We start from the raw sequence: 20,625 nt of genomic DNA on the forward strand, positions 1-20,625 counted from the left end.
GAACATGTTCCTCGTCGGATATCCGGCCCGGATCAGGCCACGTCGGTGTCTCGCTCGATGGCCTTGAGTCGGTTCTTGAGCCGGTAGCTGGGGCCGTTGATGGAGATCACGTCGCAGTGGTGCAGGAGGCGGTCGAGGATGGCTGTGGCGAGGACTTCGTCGCCGAACACCTGCCCCCATTCGCTGAAGGTCTTGTTTGAGGTCAGGATGATCGAGCCCTTTTCATACCGCTTTGAGATGACTTGGAAGACCAGGTTCGCTTCTCCGCGTTCGAGGATCTCGTAGCCCACCTCGTCGACCACGAGGACGCCCGGCCGCAGGTAGGTGCCCAGCTTGTTGGCCAGGCGGCCGGCTGCTTCGGCGGCTTTGAGGTTGCGGACCATGTCGTCGAGGCTGGTGAAGTAGACCGAGTAGCCGGCCCGGCAGGCCGCGACGGCCAGAGCGACGGCGATGTGTGTCTTGCCCACCCCGGGAGGCCCCAGGAGAGCGGCGTTCGCCTTGGCCTCGACGAACGAGAGGGTGGCCAGGTCTTTGACCTTGCGCGGGTCGAGGTCGGGCTGGAAGGAGAAGTCGTACTCATCGAGCGTCTTGTGGTGCGGCAGCCGGGAAAGTCGCAGGCCCTGGCGGAAGCGGCGGTCGTCGCGGACGGCCAGTTCCTCGGAGAGGACCAGGTCGAGGAAGTCGAGGTAACCCATCTTTGCCTCGTCCGCCCGGCGGGTGAACTCGTTGATGGTTTCCGCGAGGTGGGGCAGGCCGAGCTTGCCGGCCGTGGTGCGGATGCGGTTGCCGGTCAGCTCGCTCAAGAGGATTCCTTCGTCGCTCGATGGGTGGTGAACGGCCGGGTTCCGGTCAGCTCGTCATAGACCGACAAAGGCCGTCGGCCGACCTCGATCCGGGTGGCCGCGGCTCTGTTCAGCAGGGCCTGCAAGGGGCCGACCTCCTCGCCCCGCGGCCGCTCCGGACGAGGCTGGACCGGGACGTCGCCGGTGGTGGTTCGGCGTCCCTTGCCGGTGGGCAGGCCGTCCCAGTGCGACTCGTCGACGACACGGGCACCGCGTCCAATGGCCCGGGGATGGGAGGCCAGTAACGTGCTGCCGTGGGCGTCGGCGAGGGTGGCATGCATCGTGACCTGGGATTTCGTCGCCCGGATCTCGACCAACTGGCGAGCACGGACTCGGCAGGCTGGCACGGAGTAGAGGTTGCCGTCGAAGGCGACCAGGCAGTCCTTGCCGACGTGCCGCAGCTGCCGTTCGGCCACCAGATACGGAGTCGGGGGAAGCGGCTTGAGAGCCGCGTGATCCCTCGCCGCCCGTTCCGCGATGACCTCCCGGTGGGTTTTGTGGATCTGGGCCCGCCTCTGCGGCACCCACGCGGTGAATGCGGCGTCCATCTCCTCGACGGAGGAGAACGACCGGCCGGACAGGACGTGGTCGCGGACGATCAGGACCTGCCGCTCGACCCGGCCCTTGCCCTGCGGCCGGTAGGCGGCCAGGACGTCGATATCGAAGTCGTAGTGGCCGGCGAATCCGACCGCTTCCGGATGCAGCGGGACCGCCTCGCCAGGAGCGACGTGCCGGCGGACGACGGTCTTGGTCCGGTCGTAGACGATCGTCATTGGGGCCCCGCCGAAGTGCGCGAACGCCCGGCGGTGGCAGTCGAAGAAGGTCTGCAGGTCCTGGCTGGTGGCGAAGCAGCAGAACGGGTCGCGCGAGTACGACAGCGTCATGTGGAAGGAGTAGACCTTCGCGATGCCCATGTGGGCGAGGATCTTGCCCTCGTCACCCCAGTCCACTTGGGCCTGGGCCCCTGGGATCACCTCGAACCGGCGGTGCATCCCCGCCAGTTCTTTGGGGGTGATCCCGAGTTCCTCGGCGATCCTGGGCCGGGCCGTCTGAACGTAGAGCTTGACCCGCTGATAGTTGCCGGTGAAGCCGTACTCCTGGGCCAGCCGCTCGTGAATGACCGCGGCCTTCATCAGGACCTCGGCCCGGAGCATTGAGTCGATCAGCGGCCCAAACTCGTCGATCACCCTTGCCCGCGACCGCCCGCTCGACGACCGCCGCGGAGGGGTCGCCGGCCCCGGCGCCGACAGGTACTTGCGGACCGTCTTCCGGTCCAGCCCGGTCTCCCTGGCGATCTCCGACAGGCTCATCGCACCGGACTCCAGCAAGCCACGAAAGCGCCGAAGCTCCAGCCAACGCTGCGGATCCAAGACCACTGCCAGCCCCCTCCGCCACCCGAATCGACCAAGCAGCAGAGTGTCGAGCAGCAGGTCTCACCGCATCAGCAACTGTCCCTATTCATCCGTACGAGACTGGGGACGTTCACGTGTACGCCGACAGACGGAAAGCCGGACCTCTGCGACGGCTGCTACCAGGGCCCCGAGGCAACCTGCTCGACCTGCAGCCGGGGCCAACCCTGCGTTAGCCGCGACCAGCAGGGCCAACTGGTCTGCGGCACCTGCTACCGACGCAATCGCACCGGGAAACCGTGCGCCCGCTGCGGCGAGACCAAGCCGGTCAACACCCGATGGCCAGCTCTCGCGAGTCCGCCCAGGCCCTCGCTGCTGATCTCCCCAGCCCGATCCTCGCCGACGTGACCGGGATGCACTGCCACACCGCGCTCCGCTGGGTCGCCTACGCCAGACGTGACTGGGCCGAGTACCTCGCTGTCCGAATCTCGGATGACGAGGATGACCGCGCGAACATGGCTCCCCTGGACCCGTGATCGCGTGTACTCGGCTGCCGCCATGCCCTGTCGCCTCCAAGTCATTCGCTGTGAATATCGGACGGACGCACAGATCACCACTCGATCGGGTGACTCCTCGTCTTTCCGGTAATCCACCTACGCGTTTTCCAGGCCGCTTCCCTCTTACAGGGTGTCGGGGGCTTCCCGGCGCGAGAGGGATGAAAGAGAGGACACGACAGTGCTCACAGCCTGGGGCTGGGCGTGCCTGGCGACCGGTGCCAGTGCCGCAGCCGGGATCGCAGCACGTGCCTACGCCTACTGGATCCGCGAGGTGGTCCGACGCGAAACGCTGAAGGTCGTCCTGCATCAGCTCTCCTCCGGCGGAGGTTCCGTTGAGGTCACCGACCAGGACGGTGTCTCATGGGCCGTACGGCTCCCCGACAGCGAGCAGGAATGAATGCCCGGACAATTTTTCGAGGAGGAATTCGACGCGGTGTACCGAGAGTGGCATCGGCCGCTGCTCGCTAGAGCCGCCCTGGTATGTGGCGCCCAGCATGCTCTGGCGTCCGACGCCGTACAGGAAGCATTCGTTCAGTGCTGGCGCCGTATCAGCAACGCGGACGCCGACCCCGTGCGGAACTGGGGTCCGTGGCTCACCAGGACAGTGATACGCGAAGCGATCAAAGTGTGCAGTCGTCACTCGGGCACGGCGCCCCTCGACGACGCCGAGTCTTCGACGCATAGCCCAGACCTGGCCGGGCTCATGGATGTGAAGGAAGGCTTTCTTCACGTGTGCACAGCAATCGCGAGCCTCCCCGCTCGCCAACGCGAGGTGATGGCGCTCTACTACCTGGCCGGTATCCCCACTGTTGAGGTTGGCGACATGTTGGGGATCGACCCCTCAACTGTGCGGGTACAGCTGAGCAAGGCACGTCGCAGGCTGGAGCCGCTTTCGGTCAAACTGAAGCAGTTGGGTCTGCTCAACGGAGAGGGCGGAGAGCAGCAGTGACGAAGCACCAGCAGGAGCCGGCTGATTCCCCCCCGCCGACAGAGTACGACCCGGTCCGGGACATGCTGCGCGCGACGGAGGTGGCGCTGACTCAGGCAGTGTCACCAGCGGAAACGGAAGCATCCCTGGCCGGGCTCAAGGAACAACTTAGGCATGACGCGACAACACCTCTAGCGCGTGCGGATCGCACAGCGGCTCGGGCAGCAGCTACCCCATCCGCTCGGACCGTGGCGCTGGGCACCACCGCGCTCGACGTGCGGTCGTCTGCCTCACCGGCTGCAGGTGGCGGCCGTCGGCCTCCCGCTCCCACCTCGGTCGACGAGCTGTGGCGGTCGTACAAGGCGACGGGGGACGAGCGGCTGCGGGAACAGCTGATCCTGCACTACTCGCCGCTGGTGAAGTACGTCGCCGGCCGGGTGAGCGTGGGGCTGCCGCCCAACGTCGAACAGGCCGACTTGGTCTCCTCCGGCGTGTTCGGGCTGATCGACGCCATCGAGACGTTCGACGTCGACCGCGAGATCAAGTTCGAGACGTACGCGATCACCCGGATCCGCAGCGCCATGATCGACGAACTGCGGGCGCTGGACTGGAACCCGCGGTCGGTGCGGCAGAAGGCACGGAGCGTGGAACGGGCCTACGCGACGCTGGAGCCCAGGCTCCGGCGGACGCCCACGGAGGCCGAGGTGGCCGCCGAGTTGGGCATCACGGTGGACGAACTCCGGGTCGTCTTTGGCCAGTTGTCGCTGGCCAACGTGGTGGCGCTGGAGGAACTACTGCACGTCAGCGGCGAGGGCGGCGACCGACTGAGCGCGATGGACACTGCCGCGGACAACCCCGTGGAGGTGGCCGAGGACCGCGAACTGCGGCGGTTGCTCGCGCGCGCCATCAACACCCTCCCCGAGCGCGAGAAGACCGTCGTCTCGCTCTACTACTACGAGGGCCTCACGCTCGCTGAGATCGCGAATGTCCTCGGTGTTACGGAGAGCCGGGCCGGCCAGATCCACACCAAGGCCGTACTGCAGCTCAGAGCGAAGCTGGCCGATGTCGGACGCTGAAGAGCATTGACGAGCTGAAGAACAAGTTCTCGGACCTGCGCGGCAAGCACAACCAGCTGCGTACGGACGTCAAGCAGATGGCGCGCGTAGTCCACGTGCTGGAGGTCGAGAACCAGCAGCTGAGGCAGTCGGCCGGGAAGGACGGCGTGGTCCGGGCATTCCCAGTTCAGCAGCGTCCTCCCGCCCGGTGACAAGGGCAGCAGGTCATGGGCGCGGAGCACCGTGAACTCCCGCGCGAGTGGCGCCCAAGAGCTGGGCGGTCCCGTCAGCGGCCGGGGACGGTGCCCGCGCCGGCACGTCCGCTCCGTTGGGATCCGACAGGCACCCGGGTCACGAGGTCGGGCACCGTCGTGCCGGTGGGCTGGGTGACGACGATGTGCGCCGCCTGCGCCCCGACCCCCCGAGCCTCGATCGTCGTCGCCGCCCCGGTGGGTGAACGCGAACGCTGGGTATCGATCGCGGGCACCGTGGCCGAGGACCAGGTCCGCCTCGTCCTCCACCCGGAGACCGTGAACCGCTACGCGTACTGACCGCTCAGCGACCCAGCCGGGCCGCGAGCCCGTCGAGCACGCAGTCCAGGCCGAACGCGAACTCGACGTCGGGGTCGAGTTCCTCGGCTTCGAGGACGCGGCGGGCGAGCATCGGGTGTTCGCCCGCCGCGAGGACCTCGCTGATGTAGGGGCCGACGCTGCGCTGCCACTCCTCCTCGCTGAGCCCGGTGCGCTGCTCCGCGCGCCGAAGGGCCTGCTGGGCGGCGACCGAGCCCAGCACGTACGCGTGCACGGCGCCGAGCGCCTGCGAGGCCAGGGTGATGTCGGGCGTGAGCGCGACGGCGGCGCGCAGCGCGGACTCGGACCGCCGCAACGAGTTGGGGCCGAGTGCGGGCCTCCCCGCCAGTTCACCCGCCAGCCAAGGATGTCGCAGCAGCGTCGCACGCAACGCGTGCGCGACCGCCCCCAGATCGGCACGCCAGTCATCAGCGGGCTCGGGCAGCGGATCCTCGCCCTGCGCCGCGTCGACCATCAGGTCCACCAGCTCGTCGCGGTTGGTGATGTACCGGTAGAGCGAGGCAGTCCCGGAACCGAGATCACCCGCGACCCGCCGCATCGACACCGCCGCCAGTCCCTCCGCGTCCGCGACGGCCAGCGCGGCGGCCACGTACTGGTCCACCCCAGGCGCGCGTCGACGCGGCTCGGGGCGCGGCCGGGTCCACACCGACGAGGGAACGGGTTCGGTCATCGGGGCGGTTCCTTTCCTCGTTGACCCGCATCCTACCTTCTGGCTACGATGTATCCATGACGGAGACAGCGTATCCAGAAGTACCGGTGCTCGTGGTCGGAGGCGGCAGCGTCGGCCTGCTCACCGCGGCGCTGCTCACCCACCACGGCGTCCCCGCGGTGCTCGTCGAACGCCGGTCCGGGCCGTCGGTGCACCCACGTGCCACCGGCATCGGACCGCGCACCGTCGAGATCCTCCGCGAACTCGGACTCGACACCGCCGTCGACGCCGTCGCGGTCGACCTTCGGGGAGCCGCGGGCAAGGCGGTGGCGCGGACCGTCGTCGAGATGGGCGCGGGCGACGTCGTGACCGTGCCCATGCCGACCCCGTCCGCCGACGAACTGGACGTGACGCCGTTCAGACTGCGCGGCGTCTGCGCCCAGGACCGGGTCGACGCCGTCGTGGCAGCCGACCTGGCACGCCGCGGAGCGGACCTTCGCTGGTCGACCCGCCTGGTCGGCATCGCGCAGGACGCCGACGGGGTCGACGTCGAACTGGAGGGACCCGACGGCCGCTACTCTCTGCGGTGCACGCGCGTAGTTGCCGCCGACGGCACGCACAGCACCGTGCGGACCGCGCTCGGCGTGGGCACCTCCGGGCCGGGCGACCTGGGCAAGTCGATGATCAACATCCTGTTCTGCGCCGACCTCCGACCGCACCTGCGGGGAATGTCCTTCGCCACCTGCACGATCACCACGCCGGAGGCGCCCGGCCTGCTGGCCACCGTGGACGGCGAGACGAACTGGGTCTTCCACGTCCCCTGCGACGTCGACGGCGGCGAACGCCCCGAGGACTTCACGCACGAGCGCTGCGCCGCGGTCGTCCGGCTGGCGGTCGGCGATCCCGACCTCGACGTCGAGGTGCGCAGCGTGCTCTCGTGGCGGCCCCGGAGCGCAGCGGCCGAAAGCTTCGCCGTCGGCCGCGTGTTCCTCGTGGGCGACGCCGCGCACACCGTGTCGCCCCTGGGCGCGTTCGGCCTCAACACCGGGGTCGCCGACGCGCACAACCTGGCGTGGAAGCTGGCCGCCGTCCACCACGGCGAAGCCGGTGCCGGGCTGCTCGACACCTACGCGCACGAACGTGAACCGGTCGCCGCGGCGACGCTGGACCAGGCGATGCGCAGGCTCGCCGACCCGGAGCTGCACTGGGGACGCGGACCCGAGGCCGACGCCGCCAGGGCGGCGGCAGGGGTGTGGGCGGCGCCGGTCGTGCACGTCGGCCAGAGGTACGATTCGGCCGCCGTTGTCGACCCGCGGCCGGAACTCCCGTCCACAGTGGACCTGGTGCTGGACGGGTCGCCGGGTTCACGGGTGCCCCACGCGTGGATCGACGGGGTTTCCACGCTCGACCTGGTGACGTCCCGGTGGACCCTGCTGGTGGGCGTCGCCGGCGAGCGCTGGCTCGCCGCCGCGGCGGACGTCGGCCTCCCCGCGCATCGCGTCGCGGTCCCGTGGCTCCCCGACGAAGGGGCGCTGCTCGTCCGTCCGGACGGGATCGTCGCGATGCGCGCCACGGCGTCGGCGACGGATCCGGCGCGGTTCCTCACCAAGGCCTTGGACCAGGTGCTGGCCAGGCTGGTCCCGATGCCGAGCACCTGATCCAGACCGGGACCGAACCCTGCCGCCTGGCCCTCACGCAGGCGCGGGCCGCAGCACAGGACGCCTCCGGCTGACATCGCACCGAGCAGCACCTCCTCGGCAGGGGCCACATGTGCCGGCTGAGGCGATTGCTCGGCAGATCCCGGCCATCTCTTCCGGCTACAGGGCGGCCTGATTCGAGGTGGCGTGGAGGGAGCCGAGTAGGTTGAGGGCCTGGGCGCTGGGGCTGCCGGGTTCGGCCTGGTAGATGACAAGTTGCTGGCCCGGAGCGTCGCGTACGTCGAAGGCCTGGTAGGTCAGCGCCAGGGGTCCGACGTCCGGGTGGAGGAAGTGCTTGGCGTCCTGGGTCTTGCCACGCACGGCGTGGGTGTTCCACAAGCGGGTGAAGTCGGCGCTGTGCTCGGTGAGGGCGCGGACGAGTTCCCGCAGCCGTGGGTTGTCCGGGTCGAGGCCGGCCGCCTGACGCAGATGGCTCACGGTGGCCTGCGCCGTGCGACTCCACCTGGTGTAGAACTGTCGGCCTGCCGGATCGAGGAAGGTCATGCGGGCCAGATTGTCGGCCTGCTCGAAGGGTGAGTGCAGGGCCTCGGCCAGGGCGTTGCTCGCCAGGACGTCCAAGGTCGGGTTGATGACGAACGCCGGGGCGCCCGGGTAGCCGTCCATCAGCTGGCGAAGGGTGGGACTGACGCGGTCCGTGGTGTGGGTGGACTGGTTACTCGGCGCTGTCCCGGCCAGCTGGTGCAGGTGTGCGTGGGCGTCGGGGTCCAGTCGCAGGGCGCGGCCGAGCGCGTCGAGTACGTGGGCCGAGGGGTGGCGTTCGCGCCCCTGTTCCAGGCGGGTGTAGTAATCCGCGTTCACCCCGGCCAGGACCGCGACCTCTTCACGGCGCAGTCCGGTGACCCTGCGCACGCCGTAGCTCGCCATGCCGATGTCTTGCGGCCGTAGGCCCGCCCTGCGTGCGCGTAGGAACTCTCCCAGGTAGTTGTCGGTCATGTCCTGAGGCTAGGTCGCGGGGGCGGTGTGCTGCCTGGGTGCACCGCACCCAGGCAGCACACGTCCTGGTCGGTGGTCCCCGACCTGTCCAGACTCGGTCGGGCAGGACAGATCCGCACCCATGGACGAGGGGAGTCCGTCATGACAGGAAACACGGAGGAGGGTCATGCCGACGTGGTCGGCATGTGGGTGACCGCGGACGGTCACATCCGCCAGGAGTTGCGGGCGGACGGCCGGTACGACGAGGCCCGCGGTAACCGGCGCAGCGCGTACACGGGCCGCTATTCGGTGTCCGGCGGCCACATCGATTACGTCGACGACTCCGGGTTCCACGCGACGGGCGACATCCGCGATGGCGTGCTCTACCACGAGCACCTCGTGCTCCACCGAGAGGAAAAGCAGACATGACAGACACAGCCAAGGTCGTGGCAGTCACCGGAGCGAGCAGCGGGATCGGCGAGGCGACCGCCCGCCGACTCGCCACAGACGGCCACCGTTTGTTCCTTGGAGCACGGCGCACCGATCGCCTCGATGCGCTGACCCGGGAGATCACCACCGCAGGCGGCACTGCGGCGTTCCAACGGCTGGATGTCACGGATGCCGACGATGTCCGGGCCTTCGTGTCCGCCGCCCGCGAGCGTTACGGCCGAGTGGACGTGGTGGTCAACAACGCCGGAGTGATGCCGCTCTCGCCGCTGGAAGCGCTGAAGACCGACGAGTGGGACCGCATGATCGACGTCAATGTGCGGGGAGTCCTGCACGGGATCGCCGCCGCCCTGCCCGAGATGCGCGCTCAGGGCGGCGGGCACTTTGTGAACATCGCCTCCGTCGGCGCCTACGAGGTCTCCCCCACCGCCGCCGTCTACTGCGCCACCAAATTCGCCGTCCGCGCGATCTCCGAAGGGCTGCGCCAGGAGTCCACCGGGAACATCCGGGTCACCCTCGTCTCCCCAGGCGTGACCGAGTCCGAACTCGCCGACAGCATCTCCGACCCTGCTGCCAGGGAGGCCATGAAAACCTACCGCGCCGTGGCATTGCCCGCCTCCGCCATCGCGGAGGCCATCGCCTACGCCCTTTCCCAGCCTTCGCAGGTCGACGTCAACGAAATCGTCGTCCGTCCCGCCACAAGCGCCCAATAGCCCGCGGTAGCGCCACACGTGTTGCACACGATACTGGCGATCACACCGGCGCTGAGCTGCACAAAGTGGTCTCCAGGCGCTGAGTTTCGCCCCGGCCGTCCCGCCCTCGATCGTGCGGCCCGCCCCGCAGTGCTGTCGCTGCGCGCAGGTGTAGGGGCGGGTGTGGTGCGGCCGAGCAGGCCAAGGGCAGCCCCGGGGCCCAAGTCGCGGCGGGTGGTGGCGACTTCCTCGGGGTCCCAGGCCATCTGCCCGACCACGGTGCGCCGGTTGCCGCGCTTCTCGACGAATCCGCGGACCAGAAGCAGGCCCGAGTGGAAGATCGTGTGCGCGCAGGCGTCGTGGGAGTCCTCGAAGAACGCGAGATCCACCAAACCGGAGCCGTCCTCGAGCGTCACGAAGATGCACCCTCGACATCGTCAAACGCTGGTGTTGCTGTCCGCGCAGGGCATGCCGACGGCGAAGATCGCCGAGGTGACGTTCACCAGCGCGGACCGGGTGACCGGTGGCGGGTGCCCCCGATCCGGCTGGACACCCCGTCTGTCTGACCGGAAGCCGACGGCAAGAACGCCGTTCCCCCTGAGCCCGCGCGTCGGAACTTCACGCCGGGGTTGCCCCGTGGGGTGCCCCTTTCCCTTCCGGTACACCGTGTGCCAGCACCAACTTGAGCAGGAGCACGACAGGAAGCCAGCTCAGACCGGCCGGGCCGGGAAGGAGCGGGGAGACCATCGCGCCGGCGACCACGACGGCCAGCGCAATCGGCCGCTGCAACCGCTCTGACGCGGCTTCGACGACGATGGCTCCGATGAGGGCCCAGCCGTACCACAGCACTCCCCACCACCAGGTCCCGCCCGGGAAGAGGATCCCGGCGAGGATCGGCTGGATGTGGAGGACGGTAAAGCCGATCGGATGGTGCATGAAGCGGACGCTCCTCCGCTCGGTCGGGGGCAGCGGCGAGTGGTAGAAACTCTTGGCGGTGTCGAGCCCGTTGGCCACGACGCCCCCCACCAGGTCCCAGACCAACGCCAGTCCGAGGGCCCACTGCCACCAGGACCAGCCCACGTGGCGCCCGGCCAGGACCACTGCCAGTGCACCGAGCGCCGCCGTCGCGTGCGCCAGGAGCTTTTCGGTGGGGGTTGCACCGGTGCCGAACAGCCAGTCATGCCGGTTTGTGCCCATGGGTGCCTCCTTGCCAGCGTAACGCTGTTGGTGGTTAAGGGGGTTGAGCCGAGGTTTGATGAGGCGGGTCGCTCCGGAGGGGACGCACTCCGGAGCCTGGGCTCACCACTCATCACACAGACGTCGCGTCATTGGACAGCTCACGGTCCGCGGCCGCAGAGCCGCCGGGCCGCGCATCCGGTACGAGCTGCCGGACGCTGAGGATGGTGAGCAGAGCGATGGCACCGGCGACCGCCGGCACCGCGCCGGCACCGGCCGCCGAGAGGACGAGCCCGCCCACCGCACCACCGATGGCCACGCCCAGGTACTGGGCGGAGAAGTGCAGGCCCAGGGCCTGGGACCGCTGCTGCGGCGCGAGGCCGGCGAGCCGCGTCTGCTGGCTGATACCACCGGACCACCATGCCGCGCCGAGGGTGAACAGCAGCGGGAACGCGATGACCTTGGCAACGGCCGGTACGTGCATGAACGTCGTGAGGGTGAGGACGGCGAGGAGCAGCGTCATCACGAGCAGGACGGTGCGCAGGACCGTCGCGATCGGATGCTTGGCGAGCGCGGAGCCGATCAGCCGTCCCGCGAGGAATCCGCCCGCGCCGAAGACAATCATCAGTGCGGCCACGCCCTCGCTGCCGAGCCCGGTTGCCTTGTGCACCACGGGCGAAAGGTAGGTGTAGACGGTGTACGCGGCCAGGAAGAGCCCCAGCGTGGTCAGCAGACCCCACCGGATCGGGCGCCGGCGCAGGAGATTGAGCCGTCCGGCAGCCGATGCCGTGGACGGGGGAATATCGGGGAGCCCGGCCCACACGGCCACCGCCGTGATCAGCGCGAGAAGGGTGACAAAGCCGAACGCCGCGCGCCAGCCGAACCCGGCGCCCACGATGGTGCCGATCGGAGCGCCGAGGGTGAGCGCAATCGCGTTCCCCCCGGCCGTCACGGCGAACGCCCGTGGCAGGTCCTTCGGTGGACACAGGGCGGCGGCCGCCGCTGCCGCAGGAGCCGCGAAGAGCGCGGCCCCCATCGCGGCCAGCACGCGCGCACCGGCCAGAGCGGCGGTGTTGGGCGCGACCGCGGCGACCAGATTGGCCGCGGCGAACCCCAACGCGACGCCGATGAGCAGCCGTTTGGGCCGCACGTTCTGGAACAGCCCGATTAATGGCGGCCCGGCGAGTGCGTAGACCAGTGCGAACACGGTGACCATCTGCCCGCACACGGAGACTGATGTATGCAGGTCGTGCGCCACGTCAGGGAGTACGCCGGCGATCACATACCCCTCGGTTCCTACTGTGAACGTACCGAGAGCCAGGAGGTAGATCCTTGGGTTCATGGTCCAACAGTACAAGAGTCATTGAACCTTTGTAAGGGGTGGCGCTTCGTCCGAGGAAGCCCAACTCGTGATATCCCGCGCGCCGTTGGAGGGGCCGCCCAGCCCTCGGCCATGGCACCCGCCTTCCAGTGATGGGCCGCGACGGCAAAGGGTCGATAATGGCGACCCGTACCCATCACCCCACAACCTCGGTGCGAGGTTGAAGAAGGCCAACTATCATGCGAGACGCCTTTCACGCCGAGCTGGCCAATGTCAGCCTCGCCGACGCGATGCACGGCCTGAGCGATCCGCTCAGGCTCCGGATCGTCGAACTCCTCGCCCGCCAGGGCGAGACGGAATGCTCCGACATCTACAACGCCCTGGGCATCAGCAAGTCGAACGCCTCCCACCACTTCCGCGTTCTGCGGGAGTGCGGGATCCTCCTTCGGCTACACCGAGGTCGGCAACAGAGTGCCCGGCTGCGCGCCGACGAGTTCGAGGAACGATTCCCTGGACTGCTGCGCGCAGTGCTGGACAACATCGACTCCGCCTGAACAACCCGCCGCCCTCCCCCGGAACACCCCTCGCACCAGGCACGTTGTCAGTGGGGATCGTGGGGGGCGGCCGTCATGGCGTTGTTCGGTGACGCCTCCGCATCTGACCACGCAGAAGTGCCGGCGGGTTGCACTTCGGGTGGGTAGAGGGTGCGGAGTGGGGCATCTCTTCGCCGCCCTGGACCTGCAGAAGACGACTTCGGGCTCGCCGTCGTCGGGTATCACCTCGCCGTCGGCGATCGCGTAGAGGTGCTCGGCGCGGGCCTTCTTGGCCGCGTAGTTGGGATCGCGGGAGGTCTTGAAGGTCTTCAGGCGTTGAAAGGAGACGCCTTCCTCGCGGAGCAGGATGTGCGGGCCCTCGTGGCTGATGTCGTCGACCACCCCCTCGGCAACCAGGAAGTCCGCCAGCTCGGTCAGGCTCCACGTAGAGAACGGCAGGTCGTGCTCGGCCGGTCCGGACTTGGCGATCTTCTTGATCTCGCGCCGCTCGGGCAATATGAACATCCTGGGCCGGCCCCGGCATACTTCGGATACAGCGAGTCGAAGCCGTCGGTGTTGAAGTTGTGGATCACATCGCGGACCCGGTCGCCACTGCTGAACGACGCTTCGGCGATCTTCGCCACCGGCATGCCCTGCGCGGACAGCAGCACCATCTGGGCCCGACGCCAGGTCGCCACCGACCCGGTGCCCCTGCGGATGATCCGCAGCAGCCGTCGACCCTCGTCATCGGCAATCTCACGAACCCGCACCCGCTCCGCCATCGGACACCAGCCTGGCGTCAACGTGCGGGCAGGGAAAGGACCTTCGCGGCGGGCTACCCGGCGCGGCGCCGCCGAAGTTCCTCCAGCCACCCCCGTACCTGCTCGTCGTCGTTCAAGTACGGCTCCTCGGGTCCAGGCCGCAGATCGATCCCGTGAAGGAGCCGCAGCGCCCACCAGGACAGTTCATCCCAGTCAAGCGTGTCGTCGACGGCCCAACGCGCGGCCCACCGATCAGCTGCATCCCGGCTCACACGCCCCTCGACCACGGCAGCGAAGCACGCCTCAATCTCGTCCAGGTCCGGCTGGTCACCACCGCTCATGGACTCACCGTAGCCAGAACGGGGCGAACGTTGCTTGATGCGGCACTGATGATCCCGTCGAGCAGGAGAAGAGCGCGAAGTTCAACGCCCTCCTCAGCAACGCGGCGATCTTCCATAACGCTCTCGACATCGCCGAGGTCGTCCGTCAGCCGCAAGCCGAGGGCTGGGAGATCGGCCCGGAGGACCTGGCGCAGGTCTCGCCTTACCTCACCGAGCACATCCGCTGCTTCGGCGAATACTCCACCCATGAGCTCGGAGACGAGCCGGCCGCGTACGATCCGCGGCTGGACGTCGACTTCACCCCGCTACGCGGCGAGGAACCCGCCGCTGCCGGCTACGGCCAGGCCGCATGAGCCCCCACCCAGGAAGGACGCATCGGATTCCGGTTGACCGGAGCAGAGGAAGCCACCCCAGCTCCGGCCGGCGCAGTCGTGCTACGCGACCTTGGGGCCGCAGCGCATCCCGATGTACACGCACCCGGTGCCGTCCTGCAGCGTGGAGAAGATCACGGGCATGTAGCCCTCGCTGAACGCCGCGCCCACCCCCGTACCGGCGAAGACCGTCTCCGTCACCGGCACCAGACCGATCTCCAGGGGTTCGGAGAAGTCCTTCATACCGTCGACGAACTCGTACACCATGTGCCCCGCACCGTCCCGCTCGGTCACGGTGATGACCACGCCCTCGCGCCGGTACGTGCCGACGAGCGGCGCGAAGTCGACCACGGGAGGCGTGGCCGGCGGGGCGAAGGCGTCCGGCATCGTCACCCCGGCCAGTTCGGCGAGGAGTTCCCGGTAGAGCGCCGCGTACAGCTCACGCGCACCGCCGCCGTTGGTGAGCAGCGCGACCGCGACGCCCGCCGACGGGACGACGCGCAGATAGCCGTACTGCCCGATGGAGGCGCCGTCGTGGCCGTAGCCCTGGACGCCGTTCCAGTCGTAGAGGGTCCAGCCCAGGCCCCAACCGTCCGCGCTGACCGACCACTTGTCGAGGGAGTCCACGACCCGGCGCTGCATCAGCGCGACGCTCTCCTCGGAGAGCACCCGGGTACCGTCCTCCGCCACTCCACCCGCGAGGTGCATCCGCGCGAGCCGCGCGAGGTCCCCGGCCGTGGCGATGACCCGGCCGTACGGGCCCGCCGAGCGCGGCATCAGGTCCCAGGACGGCGCCGGGTCCGGGTCCTGGCCCGGCTCGCCCAGGTGGCTCATCGCCGCGCGGAACCGCAGCGCCTCCTCGGGCAGCGTCATCGTGTGGTCAAGGCCGAGCGGGGTGAAGAGCAGGTCCTTCAGCGCCTCGTCCCAGACCTTGCCGGTCACCACCTCGATGATGCGGCCGAGCACGTTGTACCCGATGCCGCTGTACGAGAGCGCCTCGCCGGGCGGGCAGTCGAGCGCCACGCCCTTCGCGGCCTCGACGTACTTGGCGAGGCAGTCGTCGCCGCGCCCGCTGTCATAGGTGAAGTCGCAGGTGAGGCCGCTCGTGTGGCTGAGCAGCTGGCGCGTGGTGATCGCCTTGGTCACCTCGGGGTCGGCGACCGAGAACTCCGGCAGTACGTCCACGACCGGTGCGTCCAGGTCCAGTTGGCCCGCATCGGCGAGCTGCATGATCAGGGTGGCGGTGTAGACCTTGGCGATCGAGCCCATCTGGAAGACCGAGTCGGTCGTCGCCTCCACGCCCGTCCCGCGGTGGAGCACGCCGCTGGCCAGCTCGTGGACGGCCCCGTCGACGAGGACCGCCAGCGACGCAGCCGGGACGTGGTGCTTGGCGCGCAGCTCGTCGAGCCGGGACTGCCAGTGGGCGAGGTCCAGCTTCCGGCCCGCCGAGTCCCGGGTCCCCCACTCGCCCTTGGCATTCCAATTGCCCTGCTCGTCCCAGCTCACGTTCTTCGACATGTCTACTCCCACCTGATGCGTACGGCGTTCTCTCGATGCGAACACTGTACGCATACCGGAACGCTGTACGCAAGGTGCGTACGGCGTGCGCTACCGTGGAGGAGAAATGGGGGCCGAGCAGGGATGAGGGACGTATGCCAGCCGACGAGAAGCCGATCGCATCGGTGTGGACCCGTCCGCGCCGCCCGCAGCGGGAGCAGCTGACCCGCGAGCAGATCGTGGCCACGGCGATCGAACTGCTGGACCTGGAGGGCATCGAGGCGCTCAGCATGCGCAAGCTCGGCACGCGTCTGAACGCTGCGGCCACGTCCCTCTACCGGCACGTGGCCAACAAGGACGAGCTGATCGAGCTGGTCGTGGACGACATCTACGGAGAGCTGGAGGTACCGGCCGTCGCCGACCGCGCTCAGTGGCGCGCGGCTGTCACCCGCAGCGCCGCCGACCTGCGGGCGATGACCCTGCGCCACCCCTGGATCGCCCCTGAGCTGGGGCAGGTCGGCCTTGTCCACATCGGCCCGAACGCCCTGCGGATGTCGTTCGGGCTGCTCGCGCAGTTCGAGGCTGCGGGCTTCACCGAGGACGAGAAGGACCGGGCCGCGGGGACGCTCATGGCGTACGTCATCGGGATCGCGACCTCCGAGGCCGCATACCTCTCGCAGATCGCCCGCAGCGGCAAGACCGAGCAGGAGTGGGTGGCGGGCCTGCGGCCGGCCTTCGACGAGGCCACGCAGGAACGCCCACGGCTGCGCGAGGGAAGCTCCGCCCGGCAGGACGTACACCCACAGCAGATCCGCGACGACGACTTCGCGTACGGGCTCGACCGCGTCCTCGACGGCCTGGCGGCCCGGCTCGACCCCTGAACCGACACGGTGTGCGTGTTCGCTCACAACACCCCGACGACGGGGGTTCGGACGACCTCTCACAAACGGTCATCGACCAGCACACCGCCGCACGTGCGCGAATCACCGTGCCATCCCATCCGGACCACAGTCACGTTGCTCGGGAACTGCCCGGCCCATGGCCTGCTGGCCGCCGACCACCGCCGAGGCCGGGACACCTGAGCTGCCAGGCCAGTGACCATTGACTCGCCCGCCCGCGTCCGCAGAGCGTTCAGAAGTCTGCACGCGAAGACCGGGTCTCCAACCGGTGCACCGAAACCGAACTGGAGAGATGACAAGCTGGACTTCGCGCCGTAACGCGACGCCCCCGCAGCCGTACGCGGGTAAGCGGCACTGCACAATGTGCATGGGCCGCCCTCACCCAGGTGGCCCATATCCGCCGCCTGTCGATCCTTGCCCAGGAGAACCTCATGCACCGCGACTCGTCCTGGGATCCGCTGCCCGTTCGCGACACCACTCGACTGACGTGCCAGTTCCTGCTCACCATGGTGTATGCGCCGGTGCACTGGATCGCGTGCACGGCGCTCTTCCTGGCGATCACGGCCTTCGGCATGGTGCTCGAATTCATCAGCTGGATACCCGGCGTGGAAACGGGATACGGGAAGCTGGTCGAGGCAGTGTTCACGGTCTTCCCGTGGTGGCCCCGCTGGTTCGTCTCGCTGCCCGAGTTCCGCCACGAAGGGGATGCCGCCTTCTACCAGGCGCGCGTCGAGGCGAGGCTTGGCCGGCACTCGGGCAACAAGAAGGCCAAGAGCGAGGAGATCCCCGTGCGCAAGTACCGTGCGGTGGGCGCCGGCTATGTGGCACAGCGCGCGGGTGAGTACAGCTGGCAGGTGCAGGAACCGGCGTACCAGAGGCCGTTGATCGAGCTGAAGTTGAGCCGCATCGCGCCGGCGCAGGCATCCTCTTAACGCCGGGCGGCGCGACGGCCCCCGCACCGGGCTACTGAGGTGGACGCATCCCGCAGGACGCCCCGATGGAGAGGCAGGGGCCCGGACATCGGTCGCCCACCCGAGCGCGACTTGCGCCGCATCATGGACGCCATCCTGTATGTCGACCGGACCGGGATCCCCCGGCGTTACCTGCCGCAGGACTTCGCTCCCTGGGAAACCGTCTACGGCTCCTTCGCCGTCTGGCAAGAAGAGGGCTCTTCGGCCAACTCAAGGGCCTGCTCCGTCGCCTGGTCCGTCGCCTGCTCCGTCGCCTGCTCCGCGAGGCAGAAGGCCAGGATCCCGAGCCCAGCGCCTGTGTGCTGGACGCCCAGAGCAGGGACCCGCCAACCCGCCCCACCGGCGTTAAGACACCGTTTCTTGGTCAGGTTTGGTCGTTGAACGGCTCGTGGCGGATCTGGTTGAGCGGCTGGTGCCGGACGAGTTGTGGGTGCTGTTTCGGCGAGAGTCTGCAACCTGAGGCCACCGCGGCACTCATGTGTCGTGGAGCGGGAATGACTCCAGAGCTCCACCCATGCCCGTATGCCGCTGAGGCGATGACGGAGAGCCTCGCCATCGCGACGGAGACAGCGGATTCTCCCGAGTAGGTCCGCCTGACAGGGGCCCGGCCTCCAGGCGCTGTACCAGGCTTCCCCAAGAAGCCTGGTACAGCGGCCTTTCGGCCCGACTGCGGACCGGACAGACGGCCGCGCCCGGACCGGGCCGGGCGCGGACCGTGAAGGTCAAAATGGGCCCCTGCGGCCGGCCTGTGGCTCGGACCCCGGGACCCATTTTTTCATTCCTTGTCTTCCTTGCCGCCGTTGTCGAAGGCGCTGTTGTTGCAGCCCATGGACGAGCCCATCTTGGTGTCCTGCGCACCCGCGGCGCCCTCGCCACCGAGCGCGTTGCCCAGCACGCCGTTGAGGATCCCGACCTCGCCGAGGACGTCGACGTTCAGGTCGTGCGACCGGCAGGAGCTGCCCTGCTTGATGTCGAACGTGGTGCCGCCACCCTTGCCGCCGCCGTACCCGCCGTCGGCGTGGGCGGTGCCGGCGCCGAGGATGGCGATGCTGCCGAGGGCGGCGGCCACGACGGCAGCCTTGTGGAACTTGCGCATTTCATCTCCGGTGGATTGAGCGAATACGATCAGTAATTGATCGACTACGTACAGTTATAAGAGGTTAGTGGGTAAAATCCCGCCCTGTATAGCGACGCGCCCAAGCCCATGACCGCCCTGGGAAATACCCCGCACTCCGAGCAGGCCAGGGCATCGACTGGCCGTAGCAGGCGCAGCCCCCGCCCCCACCGGTGGCTCGATCAGGGCACCCTCGCTGCCGCTGGATCGGACTTCCCTGTCGGCCAGTTCGGCGCCATGTTCACTCCGGGGGCGGGCAAGGTGTGGCCCCGCGCGGGGCGCCGTGGAGCCCATGGGGCAGGTCGAACGGCTCCAGCCGGCCCCACTGACCGTTCGTCAAGTCACCGCGCCCCACGAAGCGTGATCACCCACAATCAAGATCCGCTTACTCAGCAGACCCCAGAGCCTGCCCGACGGATCATGCACGGAGCCACGCGCGACACTGAGCTGCCGGTCGCTCGCTCCGGGGCCGACTCGGAGGTGGCGCGCCGGTCGTGCGTTGTGGCTTGGCGGGCGCGGTGGTTGGCGACGTTGATGCGGTTGCCGCACTCGCCGTGCGGTTCGGGAATCCGGGTGGCTTCTCGCAGCGTTCGGCTAACAGCCACTCTTACGCCCCTGCTTCGTCCAGGAGACCTCGCCCATGTCACAGCCAGAGATCGATGCCGTGGTGTTCGATGTGCTCGGCACGCTCGTCGACGAACCCGCCGGTATCCGCGCCGGCATTCGTGAACTCGACCCATCGCTCGACGATCCCAGGGTCGAGCAGCTTTTGTCGCTGTGGCAGCAGCACATCGACTGCGAGCAACGCCGCATCCTCGACGGCGTCCGGCCCTACCTCACCAGCGACCTCCTCAACCTGGAAGCCGCCCGGCTCATCGCCGATGCCGCCGGAGTCGACGACCCGACCGCCGTGGCGGCGCTGGCCCTGTCAGGTCGCAGGCTCCCGCCGTGGCCCGACACCGTGGCAGGGCTCGCCCGACTCGCCGAGCGGTTCCCGCTGATCGGACTCTCCAACGCGAGCCGGACGGCGCTGCTGGGACTCAACGCCCACGCCGGACTGCGCTGGCACCAGGCCCTGTCCGCCGAAGACGCCCGGACCTACAAGCCGGACCCAGCGGTCTATCAGCTGGCTGTCACCGTCTCCGGACGACCGCCGGAGCGGCTCCTGATGGTCGCCGCCCACGCCTGGGACCTGCGCGGAGCACAGAGCCTCGGCCTGCGCACCGCCTACGTCACCCGCCCCGTCGGCGACCCGCCCACCTCCTCTGACCGGTTCGACCTGCACGCCGACGACCTGGCCTGCCTGGCCGACCAACTCGACCATGCCTAGGCGCGTGTCCGGCGGGTCATCGGCGGAGCCGGATTCGGATTGAGGCGAGGTGGAGGGCCCTGGCCGAGATGTTCCCGGGCGCCCGCCATCAGAGGTGTTGGGTTCACAAGGCCCGGAATGTCACGACCGGCTTGCCGAAGTCCGCGCAGCCGGTTGCGACGAAGGCGACGCAGGAGATCTACAACGCCTAGGACCGCGCGCACGCGAAGAAGGCGATCGAAGCGTTCACGAAGACCTACGGGGCGAAGTGGCCCAAGGCCGTCGCGAAGATCGCCGACGATGCGGAGGAGCTACTGGCGTTCTACGACTTCCCGGCCGAGCACTGGATCCACCTGCGGACCACGAACCCCATCGAGTCGGCCTTCTCGACCGTGAGGCGTCGAACCAAGGTCACCCCGCGGCGCGGGCAGCCCGGCTGCCGCCCTGGCGATGGTGTTCAAGCTGGTCGAGTCCGCCCAGGAACGCCGGCGGGCGATCAGCGGGGCCCACTTGATCGCGCTGGTCCGCTCCGGCGCGAGGTTCGACAACGGCGTCCTGGTCGAACGCGCGGAGGAGGCCACCGCAGCCTGATC

21 protein-coding genes and 5 pseudogenes are annotated in these 20,625 nt (G+C 68.8%); 16 read left to right on the plus strand and 10 right to left on the minus strand.

All coding sequences use genetic code 11. From position 1 onward, the window contains the following. Positions 1 to 32: 32 nt before the first annotated feature. The gene (istB, locus tag ACZ4S3_RS36170; RefSeq protein WP_138359593.1) at positions 33 to 803 is read right to left on the minus strand and encodes an IS21-like element helper ATPase IstB; all 771 of its coding nucleotides are present in this window, start codon (positions 801 to 803) and stop codon (positions 33 to 35) included. After that, a complete protein-coding gene (gene istA / locus ACZ4S3_RS36175) occupies positions 800 to 2,152 on the minus strand; it encodes an IS21 family transposase (protein ID WP_467942474.1) in 1,353 nt (450 codons plus the stop codon). Before istA ends, istB begins: the two co-directional genes overlap by 4 nt. A 377-nt stretch (positions 2,153 to 2,529) precedes the next feature. Between istA and ACZ4S3_RS36180 the strand changes: the two genes are divergently transcribed. From ACZ4S3_RS36180 to ACZ4S3_RS36200, 5 genes are all read left to right on the plus strand, one after another. Next, positions 2,530 to 2,727, plus strand: coding sequence for a hypothetical protein (locus ACZ4S3_RS36180; protein WP_467942478.1), 198 nt, complete (start codon positions 2,530 to 2,532; stop codon positions 2,725 to 2,727). Positions 2,728 to 2,926: 199 nt separating this feature from the next. Continuing rightward, a complete protein-coding gene (locus tag ACZ4S3_RS36185) occupies positions 2,927 to 3,145 on the plus strand; it encodes a hypothetical protein (RefSeq protein ID WP_467942480.1) in 219 nt (72 codons plus the stop codon). Beyond that, the gene (locus ACZ4S3_RS36190) at positions 3,146 to 3,697 is read left to right on the plus strand and encodes an RNA polymerase sigma factor (RefSeq protein ID WP_467942484.1); all 552 of its coding nucleotides are present in this window, start codon (positions 3,146 to 3,148) and stop codon (positions 3,695 to 3,697) included. It begins immediately after the preceding gene. A 233-nt stretch (positions 3,698 to 3,930) separates the two neighbouring features. Then, positions 3,931 to 4,752 carry an RNA polymerase sigma factor WhiG gene (whiG, locus tag ACZ4S3_RS36195; RefSeq protein WP_467942660.1) on the plus strand — a complete coding sequence of 274 codons (822 nt, stop codon included), beginning with the start codon at positions 3,931 to 3,933 and terminating at the stop codon, positions 4,750 to 4,752. A 365-nt stretch (positions 4,753 to 5,117) separates the two neighbouring features. After that, positions 5,118 to 5,282 carry a hypothetical protein gene (locus ACZ4S3_RS36200; protein ID WP_467942488.1) on the plus strand — a complete coding sequence of 55 codons (165 nt, stop codon included), beginning with the start codon at positions 5,118 to 5,120 and terminating at the stop codon, positions 5,280 to 5,282. 4 nt (positions 5,283 to 5,286) lie between these two features. Here the strand turns inward: ACZ4S3_RS36200 and ACZ4S3_RS36205 are convergent, their stop codons facing one another. Continuing rightward, a complete protein-coding gene (locus ACZ4S3_RS36205; protein WP_467942492.1) occupies positions 5,287 to 5,991 on the minus strand; it encodes a TetR/AcrR family transcriptional regulator C-terminal domain-containing protein in 705 nt (234 codons plus the stop codon). Between the two features lie 56 nt (positions 5,992 to 6,047). Between ACZ4S3_RS36205 and ACZ4S3_RS36210 the strand changes: the two genes are divergently transcribed. Then, positions 6,048 to 7,628, plus strand: coding sequence for an FAD-dependent monooxygenase (locus tag ACZ4S3_RS36210; RefSeq protein WP_467942495.1), 1,581 nt, complete (start codon positions 6,048 to 6,050; stop codon positions 7,626 to 7,628). 159 nt (positions 7,629 to 7,787) lie between these two features. On the opposite strand, the gene ACZ4S3_RS36215 is transcribed toward ACZ4S3_RS36210, so the two are convergent. Continuing rightward, the gene (locus ACZ4S3_RS36215) at positions 7,788 to 8,621 is read right to left on the minus strand and encodes a helix-turn-helix transcriptional regulator (protein WP_467942498.1); all 834 of its coding nucleotides are present in this window, start codon (positions 8,619 to 8,621) and stop codon (positions 7,788 to 7,790) included. A gap of 141 nt (positions 8,622 to 8,762) precedes the next feature. Here ACZ4S3_RS36215 and ACZ4S3_RS36220 point away from each other — a divergent pair, with 141 nt between their 5' ends. The 3 genes and pseudogenes from ACZ4S3_RS36220 to ACZ4S3_RS36230 all read left to right on the plus strand — a co-directional run. Beyond that, positions 8,763 to 9,029 carry an Atu4866 domain-containing protein gene (locus tag ACZ4S3_RS36220; RefSeq protein ID WP_467942502.1) on the plus strand — a complete coding sequence of 89 codons (267 nt, stop codon included), beginning with the start codon at positions 8,763 to 8,765 and terminating at the stop codon, positions 9,027 to 9,029. Continuing rightward, complete coding sequence (locus ACZ4S3_RS36225) at positions 9,026 to 9,760, plus strand: SDR family oxidoreductase (protein WP_467942507.1); 735 nt, start codon at positions 9,026 to 9,028, stop codon at positions 9,758 to 9,760. The genes ACZ4S3_RS36220 and ACZ4S3_RS36225 overlap by 4 nt, the downstream gene beginning before the upstream one ends. Before the next feature lie 414 nt (positions 9,761 to 10,174). Further along, positions 10,175 to 10,258 (plus strand): annotated as a pseudogene (locus ACZ4S3_RS36230) (helix-turn-helix domain-containing protein); the annotation flags it as partial. Positions 10,259 to 10,357: 99 nt separating this feature from the next. Here the strand turns inward: ACZ4S3_RS36230 and ACZ4S3_RS36235 are convergent. Next, the gene (locus ACZ4S3_RS36235; protein ID WP_467942667.1) at positions 10,358 to 10,936 is read right to left on the minus strand and encodes a hypothetical protein; all 579 of its coding nucleotides are present in this window, start codon (positions 10,934 to 10,936) and stop codon (positions 10,358 to 10,360) included. A 112-nt stretch (positions 10,937 to 11,048) separates the two neighbouring features. Beyond that, on the minus strand, positions 11,049 to 12,257 hold the full coding sequence (locus ACZ4S3_RS36240; RefSeq protein ID WP_467942510.1) for an MFS transporter: 1,209 nt from the start codon (positions 12,255 to 12,257) through the stop codon (positions 11,049 to 11,051). Between the two features lie 218 nt (positions 12,258 to 12,475). On the opposite strand from ACZ4S3_RS36240, the gene ACZ4S3_RS36245 reads away from it, so the two are divergent. Next, positions 12,476 to 12,790 carry an ArsR/SmtB family transcription factor gene (locus tag ACZ4S3_RS36245; RefSeq protein ID WP_467942514.1) on the plus strand — a complete coding sequence of 105 codons (315 nt, stop codon included), beginning with the start codon at positions 12,476 to 12,478 and terminating at the stop codon, positions 12,788 to 12,790. 147 nt (positions 12,791 to 12,937) lie between these two features. On the opposite strand, the pseudogene ACZ4S3_RS36250 reads toward ACZ4S3_RS36245, so the two are convergent. Next, positions 12,938 to 13,551: pseudogene (locus ACZ4S3_RS36250) on the minus strand (helix-turn-helix domain-containing protein); the annotation flags it as partial. A gap of 53 nt (positions 13,552 to 13,604) precedes the next feature. After that, entirely contained in the window at positions 13,605 to 13,871 is a 267-nt protein-coding gene (locus ACZ4S3_RS36255; protein WP_467942516.1) for a hypothetical protein, read from the minus strand. Positions 13,872 to 13,936: 65 nt separating this feature from the next. Here ACZ4S3_RS36255 and ACZ4S3_RS36260 point away from each other — a divergent pair. Then, positions 13,937 to 14,224, plus strand: a pseudogene (locus tag ACZ4S3_RS36260) (Tn3 family transposase); the annotation flags it as partial. Positions 14,225 to 14,305: 81 nt separating this feature from the next. Here the strand turns inward: ACZ4S3_RS36260 and ACZ4S3_RS36265 are convergent. Then, positions 14,306 to 15,760 (minus strand): serine hydrolase domain-containing protein, encoded by a 1,455-nt coding sequence (locus tag ACZ4S3_RS36265; protein WP_467942518.1) that lies wholly within the window; start codon positions 15,758 to 15,760, stop codon positions 14,306 to 14,308. Positions 15,761 to 15,894: 134 nt separating this feature from the next. Between ACZ4S3_RS36265 and ACZ4S3_RS36270 the strand changes: the two genes are divergently transcribed. The 3 genes and pseudogenes from ACZ4S3_RS36270 to ACZ4S3_RS36280 all read left to right on the plus strand — a co-directional run. Further along, the gene (locus ACZ4S3_RS36270; protein WP_467942522.1) at positions 15,895 to 16,620 is read left to right on the plus strand and encodes a TetR/AcrR family transcriptional regulator; all 726 of its coding nucleotides are present in this window, start codon (positions 15,895 to 15,897) and stop codon (positions 16,618 to 16,620) included. 404 nt (positions 16,621 to 17,024) lie between these two features. After that, entirely contained in the window at positions 17,025 to 17,570 is a 546-nt protein-coding gene (locus tag ACZ4S3_RS36275; RefSeq protein ID WP_467942524.1) for a hypothetical protein, read from the plus strand. A gap of 69 nt (positions 17,571 to 17,639) precedes the next feature. Next, a pseudogene (locus ACZ4S3_RS36280) lies at positions 17,640 to 17,926 on the plus strand (transposase); the annotation flags it as partial. 458 nt (positions 17,927 to 18,384) lie between these two features. On the opposite strand, the gene ACZ4S3_RS36285 reads toward ACZ4S3_RS36280, so the two are convergent. Beyond that, entirely contained in the window at positions 18,385 to 18,705 is a 321-nt protein-coding gene (locus tag ACZ4S3_RS36285; RefSeq protein WP_467942527.1) for a hypothetical protein, read from the minus strand. A 658-nt stretch (positions 18,706 to 19,363) separates the two neighbouring features. Between ACZ4S3_RS36285 and ACZ4S3_RS36290 the strand changes: the two genes are divergently transcribed. Next, positions 19,364 to 20,053: a haloacid dehalogenase type II gene (locus tag ACZ4S3_RS36290; RefSeq protein WP_467942530.1), complete on the plus strand. Its 690-nt coding sequence runs from the start codon at positions 19,364 to 19,366 to the stop codon at positions 20,051 to 20,053. Between the two features lie 50 nt (positions 20,054 to 20,103). Then, a pseudogene (locus ACZ4S3_RS36295) lies at positions 20,104 to 20,623 on the plus strand (transposase); the annotation flags it as partial. Between the last annotated feature and the right edge of the window lie 2 nt (positions 20,624 to 20,625).

This window comes from Streptomyces sp. NPDC028368 (genome assembly GCF_055565615.1).

Coding starts and splice junctions, on each gene's coding strand:
- istA (WP_467942474.1), bottom strand. CDS start 2,152: ATGAGCCTGTCGGAGATCGCCAGGGAGACCGGGCTGGACCGGAAGACG.
- ACZ4S3_RS36180 (WP_467942478.1), top strand. CDS start 2,530: ATGGCCAGCTCTCGCGAGTCCGCCCAGGCCCTCGCTGCTGATCTCCCC.
- ACZ4S3_RS36190 (WP_467942484.1), top strand. CDS start 3,146: ATGCCCGGACAATTTTTCGAGGAGGAATTCGACGCGGTGTACCGAGAG.
- ACZ4S3_RS36205 (WP_467942492.1), bottom strand. CDS start 5,991: ATGACCGAACCCGTTCCCTCGTCGGTGTGGACCCGGCCGCGCCCCGAG.
- ACZ4S3_RS36210 (WP_467942495.1), top strand. CDS start 6,048: ATGACGGAGACAGCGTATCCAGAAGTACCGGTGCTCGTGGTCGGAGGC.
- ACZ4S3_RS36215 (WP_467942498.1), bottom strand. CDS start 8,621: ATGACCGACAACTACCTGGGAGAGTTCCTACGCGCACGCAGGGCGGGC.
- ACZ4S3_RS36220 (WP_467942502.1), top strand. CDS start 8,763: ATGACAGGAAACACGGAGGAGGGTCATGCCGACGTGGTCGGCATGTGG.
- ACZ4S3_RS36225 (WP_467942507.1), top strand. CDS start 9,026: ATGACAGACACAGCCAAGGTCGTGGCAGTCACCGGAGCGAGCAGCGGG.
- ACZ4S3_RS36235 (WP_467942667.1), bottom strand. CDS start 10,936: ATGGGCACAAACCGGCATGACTGGCTGTTCGGCACCGGTGCAACCCCC.
- ACZ4S3_RS36240 (WP_467942510.1), bottom strand. CDS start 12,257: ATGAACCCAAGGATCTACCTCCTGGCTCTCGGTACGTTCACAGTAGGA.
- ACZ4S3_RS36245 (WP_467942514.1), top strand. CDS start 12,476: ATGCGAGACGCCTTTCACGCCGAGCTGGCCAATGTCAGCCTCGCCGAC.
- ACZ4S3_RS36255 (WP_467942516.1), bottom strand. CDS start 13,871: ATGAGCGGTGGTGACCAGCCGGACCTGGACGAGATTGAGGCGTGCTTC.
- ACZ4S3_RS36265 (WP_467942518.1), bottom strand. CDS start 15,760: ATGTCGAAGAACGTGAGCTGGGACGAGCAGGGCAATTGGAATGCCAAG.
- ACZ4S3_RS36270 (WP_467942522.1), top strand. CDS start 15,895: ATGCCAGCCGACGAGAAGCCGATCGCATCGGTGTGGACCCGTCCGCGC.
- ACZ4S3_RS36285 (WP_467942527.1), bottom strand. CDS start 18,705: ATGCGCAAGTTCCACAAGGCTGCCGTCGTGGCCGCCGCCCTCGGCAGC.
- ACZ4S3_RS36290 (WP_467942530.1), top strand. CDS start 19,364: ATGTCACAGCCAGAGATCGATGCCGTGGTGTTCGATGTGCTCGGCACG.